This is a genomic window from Lysobacter sp. cf310, from assembly GCF_900114355.1.
Lineage (GTDB): Bacteria > Pseudomonadota > Gammaproteobacteria > Xanthomonadales > Xanthomonadaceae > Lysobacter.
In genome coordinates this window covers 42,271-60,276 of record NZ_FOSS01000005.1, presented here as the reverse complement: position 1 = coordinate 60,276, position 18,006 = coordinate 42,271, and the positions used below count along the sequence as shown (strand labels likewise).

At 69.7% G+C, this 18,006-nt stretch carries 16 protein-coding genes; 9 read left to right on the top strand and 7 right to left on the bottom strand.

Translation table 11 applies throughout. From position 1 onward, the window contains the following. Window positions 1–2: 2 nt before the first annotated feature. From BMZ45_RS17585 to BMZ45_RS17565, 5 genes are all read left to right on the top strand, one after another. Window positions 3–1,061 carry a hypothetical protein gene (locus tag BMZ45_RS17585; RefSeq protein WP_091637839.1) on the top strand — a complete coding sequence of 353 codons (1,059 nt, stop codon included), beginning with the start codon at window positions 3–5 and terminating at the stop codon, window positions 1,059–1,061. 73 nt (window positions 1,062–1,134) lie between these two features. Continuing rightward, window positions 1,135–2,514, top strand: a complete 1,380-nt coding sequence (locus tag BMZ45_RS17580) for a hypothetical protein (RefSeq protein ID WP_139215563.1) — start codon at window positions 1,135–1,137, stop codon at window positions 2,512–2,514. Between the two features lie 30 nt (window positions 2,515–2,544). Continuing rightward, on the top strand, window positions 2,545–3,801 hold the full coding sequence (locus tag BMZ45_RS17575; protein WP_091637838.1) for a hypothetical protein: 1,257 nt from the start codon (window positions 2,545–2,547) through the stop codon (window positions 3,799–3,801). Between the two features lie 10 nt (window positions 3,802–3,811). Next, window positions 3,812–4,702, top strand: coding sequence for a hypothetical protein (locus BMZ45_RS17570; protein ID WP_091637837.1), 891 nt, complete (start codon window positions 3,812–3,814; stop codon window positions 4,700–4,702). 1 nt (window position 4,703) lies between these two features. Then, on the top strand, window positions 4,704–6,278 hold the full coding sequence (locus BMZ45_RS17565; RefSeq protein WP_175489140.1) for a hypothetical protein: 1,575 nt from the start codon (window positions 4,704–4,706) through the stop codon (window positions 6,276–6,278). A gap of 81 nt (window positions 6,279–6,359) precedes the next feature. On the opposite strand, the gene BMZ45_RS17555 is transcribed toward BMZ45_RS17565, so the two are convergent. Then, a complete protein-coding gene (locus BMZ45_RS17555; protein WP_091637836.1) occupies window positions 6,360–6,977 on the bottom strand; it encodes a trimeric intracellular cation channel family protein in 618 nt (205 codons plus the stop codon). Between the two features lie 100 nt (window positions 6,978–7,077). Next, complete coding sequence (locus tag BMZ45_RS17550; protein ID WP_175489139.1) at window positions 7,078–7,416, bottom strand: antibiotic biosynthesis monooxygenase; 339 nt, start codon at window positions 7,414–7,416, stop codon at window positions 7,078–7,080. Between the two features lie 122 nt (window positions 7,417–7,538). On the opposite strand from BMZ45_RS17550, the gene BMZ45_RS17545 reads away from it, so the two are divergent. Continuing rightward, window positions 7,539–8,522 (top strand): NAD-dependent epimerase/dehydratase family protein, encoded by a 984-nt coding sequence (locus tag BMZ45_RS17545; protein WP_091637834.1) that lies wholly within the window; start codon window positions 7,539–7,541, stop codon window positions 8,520–8,522. A 24-nt stretch (window positions 8,523–8,546) separates the two neighbouring features. Here the strand turns inward: BMZ45_RS17545 and BMZ45_RS17540 are convergent, their stop codons facing one another. Beyond that, on the bottom strand, window positions 8,547–8,951 hold the full coding sequence (locus BMZ45_RS17540; protein WP_091637833.1) for a DUF3224 domain-containing protein: 405 nt from the start codon (window positions 8,949–8,951) through the stop codon (window positions 8,547–8,549). Window positions 8,952–9,758: 807 nt separating this feature from the next. Here BMZ45_RS17540 and BMZ45_RS17535 point away from each other — a divergent pair. Beyond that, the gene (locus BMZ45_RS17535) at window positions 9,759–12,101 is read left to right on the top strand and encodes a PKD domain-containing protein (protein WP_175489138.1); all 2,343 of its coding nucleotides are present in this window, start codon (window positions 9,759–9,761) and stop codon (window positions 12,099–12,101) included. 240 nt (window positions 12,102–12,341) lie between these two features. Here BMZ45_RS17535 and BMZ45_RS17530 read toward each other — a convergent pair whose 3' ends face one another. After that, complete coding sequence (locus BMZ45_RS17530; protein ID WP_091637831.1) at window positions 12,342–13,403, bottom strand: lipid A deacylase LpxR family protein; 1,062 nt, start codon at window positions 13,401–13,403, stop codon at window positions 12,342–12,344. Between the two features lie 251 nt (window positions 13,404–13,654). Between BMZ45_RS17530 and BMZ45_RS17525 the strand changes: the two genes are divergently transcribed. Together BMZ45_RS17525 and BMZ45_RS17520 are read left to right on the top strand one after the other, a co-directional pair. Beyond that, entirely contained in the window at window positions 13,655–14,602 is a 948-nt protein-coding gene (locus BMZ45_RS17525; protein WP_091637830.1) for a haloalkane dehalogenase, read from the top strand. Next, window positions 14,599–15,294, top strand: a complete 696-nt coding sequence (locus BMZ45_RS17520) for a glutathione binding-like protein (protein ID WP_091637829.1) — start codon at window positions 14,599–14,601, stop codon at window positions 15,292–15,294. The genes BMZ45_RS17525 and BMZ45_RS17520 overlap by 4 nt, the downstream gene beginning before the upstream one ends. A 9-nt stretch (window positions 15,295–15,303) precedes the next feature. On the opposite strand, the gene BMZ45_RS17515 is transcribed toward BMZ45_RS17520, so the two are convergent. From BMZ45_RS17515 to BMZ45_RS17505, 3 genes are all read right to left on the bottom strand, one after another. Beyond that, the gene (locus tag BMZ45_RS17515; RefSeq protein ID WP_091637828.1) at window positions 15,304–16,455 is read right to left on the bottom strand and encodes a T6SS phospholipase effector Tle1-like catalytic domain-containing protein; all 1,152 of its coding nucleotides are present in this window, start codon (window positions 16,453–16,455) and stop codon (window positions 15,304–15,306) included. 63 nt (window positions 16,456–16,518) lie between these two features. Next, on the bottom strand, window positions 16,519–17,079 hold the full coding sequence (locus tag BMZ45_RS17510) for a nucleoside 2-deoxyribosyltransferase domain-containing protein (protein WP_091637827.1): 561 nt from the start codon (window positions 17,077–17,079) through the stop codon (window positions 16,519–16,521). Between the two features lie 65 nt (window positions 17,080–17,144). After that, a complete protein-coding gene (locus tag BMZ45_RS17505) occupies window positions 17,145–17,963 on the bottom strand; it encodes a hypothetical protein (RefSeq protein WP_091637826.1) in 819 nt (272 codons plus the stop codon). Window positions 17,964–18,006: the final 43 nt, after the last annotated feature.

Here is an 18,006-nt window from a genome sequence, read left to right as displayed (position 1 = left end):
CAATGAACCAGCCCCCGAGCAACCACGGCAAGCAACCCATGGCGACGCACGTCAAGCGTTCGCTCGCCACCGCCGCGCGCGCCCTGGGCACGCGCGATCCCCTGCCGTACCTGGACTCGCTGATCGACCGCACCTTCCGCCTGCCCGACGACGACGTCTCCTACGCCCGCAACGCGCTCACGCCCGGCGCGGTGCCGTACGAGCCGTCGTTCTCGGAGACCGAGCCGGACATCCTGCGTTTCACCATCGAACCGCTGGGCCCCGGCGCGCCGCCGATGGCCCGGCGCGACGAGGCCACGCGCGAGATGCGCCGGCTGGTGCAGCCGGTGTTCGGCCGCGATGCGCTGCGCTGGTTCGATTCGCGCAGCGAGGAATGGCGCGGCTTCGGCGGCCTGAGCTGGATGAACTACGGGGCCTGGTTCGGCAGCGCCTTCGACGAGGATGGCCTGTACGCGGCCAAGATCTACTACGAGCTGCTGCCCAGCCAGATCGAAGCGCTGTCGCCGGGCCTGGGGATGCTCACCCGCCAGGTGATGGCGGAGATGCCCAGCCTGATGCCGATCTTCACCTCGATCGGCTGCAAGCGCGAATCCGGCAGCCAGCGCGTGACCTTCCTGCATCGCGGCAAGCTGCAGGTGTCGGCGCTAGGGCCGATGATGAACCGGCTCGGCATCGGCCATCAGCTGCCCAGCCTGATGCGCATCGTCGGCGTGGCCCTGGGCGGACGCTTCGAGCTGCCCGACGGCGGCGTGCTGGTCGGCGTGCGCGAAACTCCGGACGGCGCCGAGCTCAAGTTGGAAATCCTGCTCGCGGCGATTCCCGACCTGCCGGCGCGCTTCCTCGATCTGCTCAAGCTCGGCCTGGCCGAGCGGCCGCGCCAACTGGCCGCGCTGTCGCGCTGGCTGGAAGCCTTCGGCATGGAGGAGGCGCGCGAGCAGGGCCACTTCTCGGTGCTCAGCATCCGCGTCAATCCGAGCTCGCCGGCGCGCATCAGCCTGTACGTGCGCCCGATCGAATTCGAGATGCGCGACAGCATCGAGGAAGCGCGCGGCCTGCAGTAGGGCCGCGCCACCGGAGCGGATCGTCAGCCTCGCCGCGTCGTCCAAGCGCACGCACCGAAACGGAGTCAATGCCATGTCACCCGCAAGCGCCCGATCCGCCATCTTCCCGCCCAGCGCGCGGCCGACCGCGCCGGCGCCGACGGCGAGCCGCGAAACCCACGAATCCGCGCGCCTGGCGGTGCGCGACCTGCTGCAGCGCAGCCAGGCCTTCAACGAACTGGCGCCGGAGAAGCGCGAGATCCTGGCCCAGGGCCTGGTCCGCATCGGCAGCTACCTGGCCGAGCCCGACGGCATGCGCCTGAAGGACAACAGCCCGCAGGTGCGCGCGCTCGCCGGCGACGACGCCTCGCAGCCGCTGAAGCAGGACGACCAGCCCGAGTTCGGCCAGGCCCTGCGCACCGGCGTCGAGCAGGCCGGCGCGCTGATGAACGCGGTCAACTTCCCGACCTTCGTCAGCGGCCTGATCAACGGCGTGTTCCACTCCATCGTGACCTCGTCGATCGAGCAGATGGAGGCCTACGCCAAGCTGGTCGCCGACGTCTCCAAGAGCCTCAACCAGTTCCGCGACGACAACACCACCCAGAACCAGGGCCGCGATCATCTGGTCGAGCAATTCCCCGACATCTTCCAACTGCAGATGGGCGGCGGCAGCGACTGGGGCGATTTCGGCGGCTTCGGCGGCGAAGGCGGGCAGAGCGCGGGCGAACCGCGCGTGGCCCTGCGCCAGGACGTGGACGAGCGCGCCGCGGTCGCGCGCCTCAATCAATCCCTGCCGCTGGACAAGCCGCTGACCCGGCTCGACGACGAACTGGTCGAGGCCCTGCTGGTGCCGGCCGCGCGTACCCAGATCGCCACCGGCCGCCAGCAGCTGCTGGCGACCATCGTGATGCTGGGCATCAACCGCATCGTGGTCACCGACGGCCGCATCTCGGCCAAGGTCATGTACGACTTCCAGGCCCGCGACAACAGCCGCTACCGCTACAGCGCCACCAAGATGGACCATCAGAAGGACGCCTACGGCAACGTCCAGATGAAGCGCTCCAGCGAGGGCGAGTACGAGAGCAAGCGCGACGTGGGCGGTTACACGCGCTCCTCCGACGGCAACGTCGAGCGCCGCGACAGCAGCTACTACGCCAAGGGCAACTACAAGTACAACGAGGAACCCATCATCAAGATGATGAGCACCTCGCAGCTGCAGAGCGATTCCTCGCTGCAGGCCAAGGCCAGTCTGGCCGGCCAAGTCGAGGTCAACTTCAAGAGCGACTACCTGCCGCTGGAAAAGCTCGCCAACCCGGAGTCGATCGCGGCGATCCAGATGAACGCGCAGCCCGGCATGGTCAAGACCATGGCCGGACGACCCGCGCCCGCGGCCGCGCCCGCGCCCGCCGCGGGCGGCACCCAGACGCCCGCCGCCGCCGCGCCCGCGCCGACCACCGCGCCGGCCACGCCCTGATCGCGGCCCGCACGACGTGGAGCTAAGGCCATGAGCGTACCCGTGCGTAGCGCAGCCGCCTCTCCGGCCTGGCTGGACGACGACACCTTGTCGGCGGTGCGCCCGCAGGTGCGGCGTCTGCTCGAATCCTCGCCCGGCTTCCGCCAGCTGCCGGTGGCCGAGCAGCAGGAGCTCGCGCGCAACATGGTGCGGGTGGCGTCCTACATGTCCAATCCCGACGGCCTGGCCAAGCAGGAGCTCACGCCGGGGCAGGGCATCCTGTCGAAGTCGCAGGGCAGCGAAGACGGCCTGGCGCGCGCGCTCGCGGGCGAAGTCGATCAGGCCAAGGGCAAGGCCTCCGACAAGATCGGCACCTTCGCCGGCAGCGACTTCAAGGCCGGCTCGGTCGAGCAGGGCGCTGACAATTTCAAGAAGTACATCGGTTCGGTGGATTTTCCGGCCTTCGTCGGCGGCCTGATCCAGAACGTGTTCCAGGCCATCGTCAACGCCTCGATCCAGCAGATGAACGCCTACGGCGAACTGCTCAAGTCGGTGGCCCAAACCGTCGACCAGTTCGCCGCCGACAACATCAGCCTCAACAACGCGCGCGACTGGCTGGTCGATCGCTTCCCCGGCGATCTCGGCCTGGACACCAGCGACGGCGAGGGCGCGGGACCGCGCCTGACCATGACCAACCAGGACGACGATCAGGCCGCGATGACGCGCATGAACCAGGAGCTGCAGCTCGCCCAGCCCATCACCGACCTGTCCGATCCCGAGCAGGAAGGCCGCCTGGTGCAGGCCGCGCGCGTGCAGATGGCGCGCAGCCGCCAGCAGTTGCTGTCGTCGATGGTGATCCTGGGCATCAACCGCATCGTGGTCACCGACGGCGCGATCAACGCCAAGGTGGTGTTCGACTTCCGCGCCACCGACGAAGCCTCGCGTTCGGCCGGCGCCTCGCTCTACGACAGCCAGTCCAGCATGAACCGCAACCGCAGCGCGGCCGGCGTGCACTTCGGCTGGGGCGCGGCGGGCTCGGTCAACGAGAACGTGCAGCGCCACATGACCACGGTCTCGTCCTCGGTCAGCGAGGACTCCGAATCCAAGCAGGACATGAAGGCCAAGCTCACCGGCGAGGTGCGGGTGAACTTCAAGTCGGACTATTTCCCGATGGAGAAGCTGGCCTCGCCGGCGATGATCGCCGCGATCCAGGGCAATTCGACTCCGGTGGATCCGAACTACGTGCCTGGCGCACGCGGCGCGGGCGGCGGCGCCGCCGGCGGCGCGCAGGGCAGCGGCAATCGCTGAGGGCCCGCGCATGCGCCTGGCCCCGCCGCCGCCGGACATCGTGATCGCGCCGCGCCACGAGCACGAACCGCTGCTGCGCGCGCTGGCGCTGTCGCTGTCCGCGCTGGAGCGCCAGTCGGCGCTGGTGATCGCTTTGTCGGCCGATCCGCTGGAAGGCGCGATCGACCTGCCGCCGGGCGCGCCCAATGCGATGGACCGCGCCCAGTTGCAGGCCGCCGCGCCCTTGTACTTCGCCGCCGAACTCGAAGCCGCCGGCCTGCTGCCCACCGCCGAGCAGATCGCCGGCCTGTTCGCCAGCGGCGCGATCAGCCAGCCCCTGGGCCCGGGCGCGCAACTGATCAACGGCTTCTGGCGCGCGCGCCGCGAACGCCTGGACGCCAACGAGCGTCAGGCGATCTTCGCGCGGGTGATCGAAACGCCCTACTTCGAACGCCTGATGGCGGGTCTGTGCGAGGCCATCGTCGCCCAGGCCGACGGCGGCGACCTGCGCGAGCGGGTGGCGCTGGAGACCGCCTGCGGTGCGCTGGGCGAATTCCTGGCCCTGCGCATGGACCCGATGGCGACCCTGGCCGCGCGCGACATCGTCGCCAACATCAACCTGGCCCTGGGCTTCCTGCGCGATCGCATGCTGCAGGCCGCGTTCGGGGTGAACTCGCTGTGGCAGTTGGTCGCGGTCGCGGGTTCGCAACAGGGGCAGAGCGCGAGCGGCGTGCAGCGCCACGTCGATCAGGGTCGGGCCGGCCAGACCGTGCTGCTGTGGCTGGCCGAACACTACGCCGACGCCGCGCCGCAGATCGCGGCCGACGACTACGAACTGATCGGCGCCGCCCAGCGCTGGCTGTCGGGCCGCGCCGCCGCACCGGCAGCGGCCGCGGCGCCGGCCTTGTCCGCGGCGGCCTGAGATGAGCGCCGCCGTCGCCCGCGCCGCCGTGCCCGCGCCGGCCGCCGCCGCACCGCCGCCGTGGATCCGCAGCGCCGTGCGCGACGTGCTGGAACGCTCGCCCAACTATCAGCACCTGTCCGACATCGATCGCCAGTCGCTCGCGCGTTCGATGGTGCGGGTGTCGGCGCTGGCGGCGGACCTGATCGCCGAGGAAGGCCAGGCCGAGGACGAGATCGCGCAGCGCCCGCCGCCGCTGGCGCGCGCGCAGGACCAGCCGGGTTTCGCCGCGGCCGCCGACCGCGTCGCCGACACCACCCGCAACGTGCTCAACGCGGTCTCGTTCCCGCGCTTCGTGACCGATCTGATCAACGGCGTGTTCCGGGCCATGCTGGATTCCAGCTCGCAGCAGATGCAGATGTACGTGCAATTGCTCAACAGCGTCTCGGCCTCGGCCGAGGGTTTCGAGCGCAGCCAGTTCAGCATCATCCAGGTCCGCCAGTGGGTGGCCGAGCACTTTCCGCAGCAGATCGAGTACGAGCAGCCCGAGGAAGGCGAGGAGGTCGATCCCGAGGAGGCCGCGGAGATCCGCCTGCGTTTGCGCGGCGGCGCCTCGATGCCGACCGCCGAGGAAATCCGCGCCCAGCTCGGCATGCAGCCGGAGGAGTCGGTGGACGCCAGCAATCCCGAGCAGCTGGTGCCGCTGGCGCGGCGTTACATCGCGCGCCAGCGCCAGCAGATGCTCGCGACCATGGTCATGCTGGGCATGCAGCGGATCGTGATCGACAGCGGCCGCATCAACGCCTCGATGCGCTTCCACGTCGACACCCGCAGCGTCGCCAGCGAGGACCGCGGCAGCCAGTTCAACATGAACAACCGCGTGCGCGCCTCGGGCAGCTTCGGTGTCGGGCCCTGGGGCGCCAGCGCCGAGATCGAGAACAACATCGGCTACGTCTCCACCCAGCGTTCGCAGAGTTCGGAGGAAATGAACACCGATCTGGAGCTCAACTCTTCGGTCGAGCTGAACTTCCGCAGCGACTATCTGCCGTTGAACCAGATGGCCGCGCAGGCGCAGGCCGACCGCATCCGCAACGCCTCGATCAATCCCACCGCCGAACCCGATCCCAACGTCGCCCGCAACGCACGCCTGGCCTCGCAGCAGCAAGGCGACCGCGAGCGCCGCACGGCGATGGACACCGCGATCGCCGACGCCGCGCGTCCGCCGGCGCCGCGACCGGCGCCCGCCACCGCGCCGGCTACCGCGCCTGCCACTGCACCGGCCACAGCACCCGCGACGGCACCTGCGACGGCACCCGCGACCGCGCCGGCCGCGGCCGCGCGACCCGCGACCGCACCTGCCACGGCACCCGCCACCGCACCCGCGACAGCACCTGCGACCGCGGCTCGACCCGCGACCGCGCCCGCTACGGCACCTGCGACCGCACCCGCGACGGCCCCTGCCACAGCGCCCGCGACCGCACCCGCAACCGCGCCAGCAACGGCACCCGCTACGGCGCCCGCGACGGCGCCCGCGACGGCACCTGCTACGGCACCTGCTACGGCACCCGCTACCGCACCGGCCTCGCCGCCGCGCTAGCGCCGTCGCGGTCCTCGCCCTCGCGTACAAACGAAAACGCCGCCCAGCGCGGGCGGCGTCGATGGCGGCAGTCAGCCACCCTCAGTCCCAGTCTTCCTTATAGACGAACTTGGGCATCTCCCAGTGGTAGCGGATCGCCAGCACCCGCACCGTGAAGCCGATCGCCATCGCGCCGAACATGGCCAGGTCGTGGGCCAGGCCCGAGCGCTGCGCCAGCACGTAGAGCAGGCCGGTCAGCAGCGACACCGTCGCGTACAGCTCCTTCTGGAACAGCAAGGGGATCTGCCCGCACAGCAGGTCGCGCAGCACGCCGCCGAAGGTGCCGGTGATCATGCCGCTGATCAGGACGATGAAGAACGGCAGCTGCATCGAGCTGGCGACGTTGCAGCCGATGATGGTGAACACCACCAGTCCCAGCGCATCCAGCAGCAGGAAGGCGGTGCGCAGCTTGCGCATGACCGGCGCGACCAGCGCCGTCAGCAGGGCCGCGCCGATGGTGACGCCCAGATAGATCGGGTGCTCGACCCAGCCCAACGGATGGTGGCCCAGCAGCACGTCGCGCAGGGTGCCGCCGCCCAGGGCGGTGATGCAGGCGATCACGCACACACCCAGCCAGTCCATGTTGCGGCGGCCGGCGACCAGGGCGGCGGTCATGGCCTCGGCGGCGATCGCGATCAGATAGGCGATGTGCAGCAGCATCGGTGCGCTCCGTTACGGCCGCGCGCCGGATCGCGGCCTGTCGCGCGCATGATGACACCCTCGCATCGCGGCCGCGCATCCCCGCAGCGGGCGCTGACGGTCAGGCGCCCGCGAAACCGGCGATCGCCGCGCCGAATTCGGCGCCGACCAGATCGTAGTGGCGCACGTCCGGCTCGAACTCGAGCAGGAAGTCGCGATCTTCGGGGTAGTACTTGGCGACCTCGATCGGGTCGCCGGCGAAGGCCGCGATCGCGTCCCGCGATGGCCACAGGCTCACGGTCAGGAAATGGCTGACCTCGCCCTCGTCGCGGCGCAGCACGCCGGCGCCGAGATTGCCGGCGGTGGCGCGGTAATCCGGGATCGCGCGTTCGGCCAGGAAGCGCGCATACGCGTCGCCGCGGGCCAGCGGCGTGCGGCCGTGCCATACCCTCACGATCATGACCATGCTCCCGATGGACTGGGCCGATCTTAGCCGGCCGCGCGCATGGCGGCCTTGGCCGCGATAGGGGACAATGCCAGGCACGGGATGCCGTCGCGTCCCGCGCCTTCGGAACGCCCCGCATGAAGATCCTGGTCACCGGCAGTGCCGGCCACCTCGGCGAAGCGCTGATGCGCCGCCTGCGCCACGACGGTCACGACGCGCACGGACTGGACGTGATCGCCTCCGCCTGCACCGATACGGTCGGCTCCATCGTCGACCGCGCCCTGGTCGCGCGCTGCATGCGCGGCGTCGACGCGGTGCTGCACACCGCGACCCTGCACAAGCCGCATGTGGCCACCCACAGCCGCCAGGACTTCGTCGACACCAATATCTCCGGCACGCTGAATCTGCTCGAAGAGGCGGTGTCCGCCGGCGTCGGCGCGTTCGTGTTCACCAGCACCACCAGCGCCTACGGCCGCGCCCTCACGCCGCCGCCCGGCGCGCCCGCGGCCTGGGTCACCGAGGACGTGGTGCCGGTACCGCGCAACATCTACGGCGTCACCAAGGTCGCGGCCGAGAGCGTGTGCGAGCTGTTCCAGCACAAGCAGGGGCTGCCGGTGCTGGTGCTGCGCACCTCGCGCTTCTTCCCCGAGCAGGACGACCTCAAGGCCTCGCGCGATGCCTACGAGGACGCCAACATCAAGGCCAACGAGCTGCTGTACCGGCGCGTGGACATCGAGGACGTGGTCGACGCGCACCTGCTCGCGATCGCGCGCGCGCCGGCGATCGGCTTCGGCCGCTACATCATCAGCGCGACCACGCCGTTCACGCGCGAGGACCTGCAGCAGCTGCGCGAGGACGCGCCGGCGGTGGTCGCGCGCTACGCGCCCGCTTATGCGGCCGAGTACGCGCGCCGCGGCTGGCGCATGTTCCCCAGTATCGAGCGCGTCTACGTCAACCAGCGCGCCCGCGACGAGCTGGGCTGGCGCCCGCGCCACGACTTCGCCCACGCCCTGCAGCGCCTGGCCGCGGGCGAGGACCTGCGCAGCGATCTGGCGCGCGCGATCGGCAGCAAGGGGTATCACGCCGCAACCTTCGCCGAAGGCCCGTACCCGGTCGATTGAGACCGGTCGGCGGGCGCGTCGCGATCAGGGCGTCGGCGGCAACTCGTAATCGAAGTCGTAGTAGTGCTTGCCGTCGACGATGTCGATCGCCATGCGGCCGCTCAGTCCGGTCAGCTCCTCGTCGCCGGAATCAGGCACCACTTGCAACACCAGATTAGGCGTGCCGCGGTCCATGATCGCGCTGTGCTGCAGCACGAAACTGCCGCGACGACCGGCCAGGCTGCCTTCGACGCGCTCCATCGCGACATAGCCCGCCGAGCCGGCGACGCCGCTGCGGAACGCCAGCATCTGGCCCTGGCTGCCGGCCTCAAGCTCGCCGTGGTAGCGCTTGTCCAAACGCATGCGGCCGATGTAGCGCCCGGCTGCAGCCTCGTCGGCGGGTTGCGGAATCATTTCGACGTCGAAGACGCCGCGGATGCGCGTGCTCATGGGGCCGTCCTAGCGTTGGGCGCACGGGTCGCGCGCAGCGTGCGATCCTCGCTCCGCGCGCGGTGCAGGTCAATCGCCGCGCGTGCGGATCGGTCATGCAGCGGTCTTGGGCCGATGAACGGTCGTGCGCGCTAGCCAGGGGCGCGATCCGTGGCGATGGCGAACCTGGATCGTCAGCACCGATCGTCGGTTTCGTTGCGCGAGCGCACCGCCGACTCGTCATCCCCCGGGTAGAAGCCGTTGCTTCGTGTGTGAGCGTCGTAAGCCGCGATAGCGTCGCCCCGTGCCTTGCGCAATCGCGGCTTACGCCGCTCCCACAAACGCATCCGCGTCGGCGAACTTCATCGGCGGCGCATGCCAGGGTGCCGGACGACGGGACGGCCGCAGACGCAGGACGGAGAAGACTCCTCAGCCTAACGCCTGATTGCAACAAAGTTGCGACAGCATAGCGCTCGCGAACGCAGACCGGCGTCGTGGCGGCGCGCCGCGTTGTGATGCCGGCCACAGTCGCGCGGCCGCAACGCAAGGATGATCCGCTGCGTTGTCGTCGGACCCCGCAAGCGGCGCAGTCCGCTAGGGGCGCGAACACGCAGTGCAGGCGCAGGGGGCGCGTGCGCGGCGATTGCACCGACGGTCCGTGAGGGCCGTGCCGTCGGTGGACTGCCATCCGTTGCGCCGGCGCACCGCGTCCGGCGGCGATCGGAGTCGCGTATCCGGTGGGGCCATTGCCCGCCGCACGCATCGCCTTGAGCGCAGCGAACCGGCGCAAGCCGCACAGCCACGATGGAACCAACCAGGAAGATTCCAGTGAACAAGACCCACAAGGAACGGCTGCGCCACGGCGCGACCGCGACGCTCGCGCTGGCCGGCGCGCTCGTACTCGCGCCGAATGCGAGCGCCGGGCAACGCACCCTGCAATTGTCGGAAGACGATGCGGTCACCCAGCGCATCGCGCCCGCGCGTGGCGCCTCGATGCTGGCCGCGCCCAGTAATCGCGTCTGCCAGGCCGGCGCCAAATGGATACGCCTGGGCTTCAAGACGCTGGAGCTCAAACCTTACGATTCCCTGGTCATCCGCAGCTCCGGCGGCGACGTCTACCACTTCGAGGGCGGGCACTGGAACGGCCGCTCCTTCCACGCGCGCGCCTTGCGCGGCGATTGCGTCGAGATCCAGCCCTACTTCGGCAATCCCGACAGCCGTTTCGAGCTGGAGAGCTACGACTACGGCACGCGCGCCTTGGCCGCCAGCCCGGTGATCGTGGCCGGCGCCGGCGACATCTGCGACAGCAGCGGCAACGCCTGCGCAGGCACCTCGGACCTGATCGTGGCGATCAACCCGACCGCGGTGTTCACCGCCGGCGACAACGCCTACAGCAGCGGCACGCTCAGCGAGTACAACAACCGCTACGCGCCGACCTGGGGCCGCTTCAAGGCCCTGACCAGCCCCACTCCCGGCAATCACGAGTACAACACCAGCGGCGCCAGCGGCTACTTCGACTACTTCAACGGCGTCGGCGCCCAGACCGGTCCGGCCGGCGATCGCAGCAAGGGCTATTACAGCTGGGACGTGGGCGAGTGGCATTTCATCGCCCTCAACACCATGTCCGGCGGCAGCGTGGCCAGCGCCCAGATCACCTGGCTGCAGAACGATCTGGCCGCCAACACCAAGCCCTGCACGGCGGCCTACTTCCATCATCCGCTGGTGAGCCGCGGCAACTACACCGGCTACAGCCAGGTGAAGCCGTTCTGGGACGCGCTGTACGCGGCCAAGGCCGACCTGGTGCTGGTCGGTCACGACCACAACTACCAGCGCTACGGCAAGATGAATCCGAGCCAGGCCGCGGCCAGCGACGGCATCCGCCAGGTCCTGGTCGGCACCGGCGGCCGCGCGTTCTACGGCCTCAACGGCAGCCATCCCCTGCTCGAGGCCAGCAACGCCAGCACCCACGGCGTGCTCAAGCTCAGCCTCACCGCGACCGGCTACACCGGCGAGTTCGTGCCCAAGGCCGGCAGCAGCTACACCGACAGCTTCAGCGGCACCTGCAACAAGGGCGCGCCGCCGGCCAACAGCATGACCCTGGACGCGGTGCGCGACGTGACCGTGAAGTCCAACGGCAGCCGCGACAACGGCGCGGTGCTGTATGCCGACGGCGACGACGCAGGCCTGCAGCTGCGCGGCCTGATGGGTTGGAACGTGGGCGCCGCGGCCGGACTGGACATCACCTCGGCGACGGTGTCGCTCAACGTCAGCAATTTGTCCAACGGCGCCTACGATCTGTATCAGGTCACCGGCGCCTGGACCGAGGCCGACGCGACCTACGCCGGCGCGACGCTGGGCAGCAAGCTGGGCACGGTCACGCCCAGCGCCACCGGCACCCAGACCATCGCGCTCAACGCCGCCGGTGTGCAGCTGGTAGAGAACTGGGCCTCGGGCGCGGTCGCCAATCACGGCGTGGTCCTGGTCAACACCTCGGGCGTGGTCGACGGCGTGGATTGGAGCTCGCGCGAGGGCGCCAGCGCGCCCAAGCTCAGCCTGAGCTATACCGGCAGCGGCGGGAATGCGGCACCGGTGGCGAACTTCAGCGCCGCCGCCAGCGGGCTGAGCGTGGCCTTCACCGACAGCTCCAGCGACAGCGACGGCAGCATCGTCTCGCGCAGCTGGGCCTTCGGCGACGGCACCACCTCGACCGCGACCCATCCGAGCAAGACCTACGCGGCCGCGGGCACCTACACGGTGAGCCTGACGGTGACCGACAACGGCGGCGCCAGCAACACCAAGACCGCCTCGGTCACGGTGACCGGCAGCGGCGTGCAGACCTACAGCAACGCCACCGATTACGCCATCGGCGACAACACCACGGTCGAGAGCCCGATCGCGGTGTCCGGCCGCAGCGGCAACGCGCCCAGCAATGCCTCGGTGACGGTGGCGATCGTGCACACCTACCAGGGCGATCTGAAGGTGGACCTGGTGGCGCCGGACGGGTCGCTCTACAACATCCACAACCGTAGCGGCGGCAGCGCGGACAACGTCAACAAGACGGTGACCTTGAACCTGTCCAGCGAAACGCTCAACGGCACCTGGAAGTTGCGGGTGAACGACAACGCGGGCGGCGATATCGGCAAGATCGACAGTTGGAGCGTGACGTTCTGAGGCGGGCGTGACGCCGAACCGCTGAGGACGCCGCGAGCGTTCGCAGTCCACCCTGTGCCCCGGCCCGACCGCCTCGCGGTCGGGTCTTCGGTGCGGCGCGAGCCAGCGGCTCGCAAGCGGCCCCTCACCCCAGCGCGAGAGGGGCCAGACATCGCATCCTTACTCGAATCCCCTCTCCCGCGCGCGGGAGAGGGTCAGGGTGAGGGGATGAGCGCGTAGCGCGAATGCGTTGGCTTTCGCTCAAAGCGTCCGACTGATAGTGAAACTTCCGAACACCGGCGTCTGCTTCTGGCCCTCGAACTCGCGGCTGCGGTGATAGCGCGCCAGCGCGAACTTCCAGCGGCCGTACATGAAGGCCAGGCCGTAGCCGGCGTCGGCGACGAAGGGGCGCTTGTCGACGCTGTGGCTGTCGCGGAAGCTGTTGCCGTCCAGGGTGATGTCGTACAACACCCAGCGCGCGTCCAGGGTCAGGAACAGATGCGCGCCGAACTGGTTGGCGCCGCGATGCTGGCGCGTGGGCGCGGTGTTCTCGCCGGCCGGACGCAGCGGCGTGCTGCCGAAATCGTCGGGCAGGTGGCGGCCGAAGCGCCATTCGGCGCCGGCATTGGCATAGGTCGCCAGGTTGCCCAGGCTGCCGCCGTAGTGGGTGATCGCGTCCCAACCCCAAGGCCCGTTTTCCTCGTCGCCGGCCGAGTAGCGGCGCATGCGCTCGTGGACCAAACGCACCACCGGCTCGTCGTGCAACTGGTGGTCCCAACCCTGGAAGGTCTCGTCGCCGAGCAGCTTGTGGACCTCGTTCTGGACCTGCTTGCCGTAGGCCGAAGGGCCGACGATGCCGAACTGCAGCTGGGTGGTGCGCAGGTGGTCGCCGCTGCGCGCGTTGTAGCCCAGGCTGGCGAGCAGGGCGCCGGCGTAGGGCCGGTCGTCCTCGATCAGGTCGCGGCGGCTGTAGTCGGTGGGGGTGAAGATGCCCTGGGCGAAGCTCACCACCATGTTCTGCTGCTCGAAGCCTTCCGGCGTGAGCGCGCTGACGTGGCGGTTGATCCAGCGCGCCAGCCGCGGCAGGCAGGGGTCGTCGGTGTAGTCGACCAGGTTGGGCGAGACCAGGGTCAGCTGCACGCCGTTGCTGTAACCCTGGTCCTGGCCGCCGAACAGGTCGTTGTCGACGCGGAAATTGACCGTGGGCGGCAGCTTGGTATGGCCGGTGACGCAGGTTTCGCGCTCGTCGGCGCGGGCGGCGCGGGCGGCGTGGGCGGCGTGGGCGCCGAGCAGGAGCAGTAGCAGCAGTGCGATGCGATGCATGGGGGCGGTCGGATAGCGGTGGGGAATGCGCGCGCGCCGGGCGGTGGCTTCGCGTGGCCGGATTCACATGAGGGCGGGGCGGCCGCACTGCAGGCGCAATGGCGCGACGCTGCATCCCATTCGGACGCCGGTGGCGCCCGCGTGGGCGCTGGTTCGGCAAGACTGGTTCCACTCAATCCAAGGAATCTGGACCTGATTAGGGAGCCATGGCAGACCTAAGCTGGTCCCGTCTCCCCAGCCAGGTCCGGACGATGGCCCGCTCCGCTCCCCTCCCGCCGGCGGCCGAGATCGCCGCGCACGATCCGCATCCGCGCCGCGAACTCGACGTGCTCGGCACCACCCTGCGCTACGTCGACAGCGGCGCCGGCGACCCGATCGTGTTCCTGCACGGCAATCCGACCTCGTCCTATCTGTGGCGCAACGTGATCCCGCATGTCGGCGACCTGGGCCGCTGCCTGGCGCCGGATCTGGTCGGCATGGGCGGCAGCGGCGCGTCCGCGGACGGCGGCTACCGTTTCGCCGATCACGCGCGTCATCTCGATGTCTGGTTCGACGCGCTGGCGCTGGAGCGCGTGGTGCTGGTGCTGCACGACTGGGGCTCGGCGCTGGGCTTCGACTGGGCGCGCCGGCATCCCGAACGCGTGCAGGCGATCGCCTACATGGAGGCGCTGGTGCAGCCGCGGCGTTGGGAGGACTTCCCGGACGGCCGCGATCGCATCTTCCGCGCGCTGCGTTCCGAGGACGGCGAACGTCTGGTGCGCGAGCACAACTTCTTCGTCGAGCAGGTGTTGCCGCGCAGCGTGCTGCGGACCCTGAGCGAGGACGAGATGGACGCCTACCGCGCGCCGTTCCGCGCGCCCGAGGCGCGCGACCCGACCCTGGTGTGGGCGCGCGAGCTGCCGATCGAGGACAGCCCGGCCGATGTCGCCGCCTGCGTCGAGGCCAATGCGCAGTGGCTGGCCTGGAGCCCCATCCCCAAACTGTTCGTCAACGCCGAGCCCGGCGCCTTGCTGACCGGGCGCGCGCGGCGTTTCTGTCGCAGCTGGCTCAACCAGCGCGAGGTCACGGTACCCGGCATCCATTATTTGCAGGAAGATGCTCCGGACGAGATCGGCCGCGCCTTGCGCGACTTCGTCGCCGAGGTTCGCGGCGTCGAAGCCGGCGATCCCGCCTCCCCCTTTGCCGGAGTTCGCTCATGATCGACCTGTATTTCTGGCCCACGCCCAACGGCCTCAAGCTCAAACTGTTCATGCTCGAGTCCGGGCTTGCGCATCGCCTGCTGCCGGTCAACATCGGCAAGGGCGAACAGTTCGAACCCGAGTTCCTGAAGATCTCGCCCAACAACAAGATTCCGGCCCTGGTCGACCACGCGCCCGCCGACGGCGGCGCGCCGCTGGCGCTGTTCGAATCCGGCGCGATGCTGCAGTACCTGGCCGACAAGATCGGCCGCTTCCTGCCCAGCGACGCGCGCGGTCGCGCGCAGACCCTGCAATGGCTGTACTGGCAGGTCGGCGGGCTCGGCCCGATGGCCGGGCAGATCGGTCACTTCAACATCTACGCGCCGGAAAAGGTGCCCTACGCGATCGACCGTTACACCCGCGAGACCCATCGCCTCTACGGCGTGCTCGATCGCCGGCTGGCCGGGCGCGACTACATCGCCGATGCGTATTCGATCGCCGACATGGCCTGCTACCCCTGGATCGTGCCGCACGCATCGCATGGCCAGTCGCTGCAGGACTTCCCGGAGCTGCGACGCTGGTTCGAGCGCATGCGCGAGCGCCCGGCGGTGCAGGCCGCCTACGCCGACACGCCCGATGCCTACGCGCCCAACACCAGCATCAGCGAGGAGCAGCGCCGGATCCTGTTCGGGCAGGGCGCGCCCACGCGTTGAGGCGAGCGCTCAACGCACCCGCCGCGCGTCCTCGCGCAGGTTGACGGGGCGGTAGTTCGGGTCCGACTCGCGGCGCAGGTACACGCTCTCGTGCACCAGCGCGCCTTCGCGCAGGGTGCGCGCGCGCTCGCGATGCGGTTGCCAGCGGCGCTGCCAGCGCCCGTCGGCGGTTTGCGACCAGCGCGGGATCGGCAGCCGTTCGGACAGCTGCCACAGCCAGCGCCGGATCTCGTCGTGGCGCGGCGCCAGCGCGAAGCGACGCAGCGTCTCGTGATCGTCCAGATCGGGCAGTCCGGCATCGGCGCGCGCGCGCGGCTCGCTGCGCAGGCCCGCGGCCTCGGCTTCGCGCAGCATCCAGGCCAGCGGGATGCGCGCCAGCTCCAGTTCGCGGCCGCCGCTGGGATAGCCGCCGCCGACATCGCCGTGGCCGCCCGCGAACCAGACCTCGCGCACGTCCTGTCCGGGCGGCGGCGTGCGCGTCCACAGGTTCTGCACGAAGTTGCCGCGGCGCTCGTCCAGCGCCATCGCCTGGCGCACGGTGGCGACGCTGGGGTTGGACGCGGTGTGGCTGTACACGCGCGGCAGCCAGGGCAGGCCGACCGAGCTGACCGTGTCCCACAAGCCGAGGAAATGCACCGACACGCGCCGCGAATAGCTTTTGCGAAAGCTGCGGATGCGACGGAAGTAGTCGCGCAGCGCCTGCTGCTGGCGCGGTGGCGGCGTCGCGGTCCGGCGCGGCGGCGTGGGCATGCTCGCATAGGCCTGCCAGGCGAACGCGACCATCTCATGCATGCCCGGCTGCAGCAGGCCCACCGTGTTGAGCATGCCCGCCAGCACTCGCACCGAATAGGCGCCGCGGCTGAAACCGAACAGGTACAGGCGGTCGCCTTCGCGGTAAGCGTCGGACAGGAATTCGTAGGCGGCGCAGACATGCCGCTGCAGCATCCAGCCGCTGGCCGAGTCCAGCCCCATCAGCAGCCGCCGCCGCATCGGGCCGAGCACGCCGATCGGCTCCAGCGTGCCCACGCCGGGCTGGTAGTAGGTGAGCTGGGACGGGGACTTTTCGATCAGCCGGTACAGGCGCTGCACATGGGTGCGCGCGTCGGCGGGGGAATTGTTGGTGCCGTCCAGGCAGACGACGATATTGCGCGCTTCGCTCATGCACGGCCTCGCATGGGTCGATCAGTATGGACCGGGCTCATCGCACAGCCTGAGACCACGCGCCTAGCGTTGCCGGCGCAGTTCGGCCAGGCGCGCGCGCACGCCGGCGATCAGCGCCTCCAGCGATTCGTAGCGCGGTACGCCGTAGCGGTCGGCGGTGATGTCGACGTTGCCCTTGCGCCAATAGCCTTCCGGGCAGGCCAGCAGCACTTTGCCGGAGGGTGCGTGCAGGCCCAGTTCGAGCAGGGTGATCGGGCTCTGCGAGGCCGGCGCGAAATACATCAGGATCACGTCGGCGCGGTTGAGCGCGCTCAGTTCCCATTCGACCTGCTTGCGGAATTCCGGCTCGGCGGCCGAGGGCTTCCAGGCCGGGTTCCAGTCCTCGCGGCGCGGGTTCAACAGCACCACGCCCTCGTCGGCCAGGGCCTGCTCGACGCGCGCCTGCCAGTTCTCGCTGCCGCCCATGTCGATGCTGCCGGCCAGGAACACCTTGAGGCGGTCGTCCGTGGGCAGCGGCTGCGGGGATTTGACCGTGACGGACGCGGGCGCCGGCGGCGCCGCGACCTGCGCGGCCAGCGTGGGCGCGGACAGCAGCGACAGGAAGCACAGCAGCCAGGTTTTCATCGCGACCTCGGGCGGGACGGTGGGGCGCGCCGCGTGGCGCGCCCGCAGTCTAGCCCAGCGGCGGCTTACTCCAGCACGCCGGTCAGGGCGGGTTTCCAGCACTTCTTGGCGATCGCCTCGAAGCCGCTGGCGACCGGGTGGATCTCGTTCTCCCACTGCGACACCGTCTTGAGCGTGCCGCGCGAATCGACCAGGCGCATGTTGGCGTTCTGCGACACGAACGCGCGCAGCGCGCGCGCGAACTGATCGACCAGCCAGGTCGTGACCACGCGTTGGCCCTTGGGATCGGTGAGGCCGACATTGTCCAGGAACGGCTTGACCCAGGGCCCCATGGTGAACGGCCCGAGCTTGAACGCCTTGCCGCTGGGGAAGATGTAGTCGTAGGTGTGCACGTAGATGATGGTGTCGCGCGAGAGCAGGTCGCGCATCTGCACCACTTCCTTCATGTCCTTGATCGCGTAGCGCAGCGCGTGTTCGAAGGTTTCCAGGCGGATGTGGTCGAACACTTCCGGCGGAATCTCGCCCCAGGGGCCCGCGCCGGTGGACTGCGGTTGCGCGGCGGTCTTGACGAATTCGCGCAGCTCCTCGCCGACGATGTCGTTGCCGCCGTTGGACAGCAGGATCGCGTCGAAGCCGAAGGTGCCGATCTCGCGCTGGATGCGCGGCAGCGCCGCCTTCCACATCGCGCTGTCGCGGCCGGCCACGCCCTCGCGCAGGAATAGGGTCCGCTTGAACAGCCGCGCGATCTGCTTGTTGAGGTCGGTCGGATGCGGCACGTACTGGAACCAGGAGTCGCCGAAACACAGGGCGCGCCTGGCGTCGGGATGCTTCTCGATCGCCGCCGGATATTTGCTCAGGACCAAATTGTTGTTGCCGATGTTCATGCTGCACTCCCTGTGCGGTGGTTCCCTCATGCTCCAACGCCGG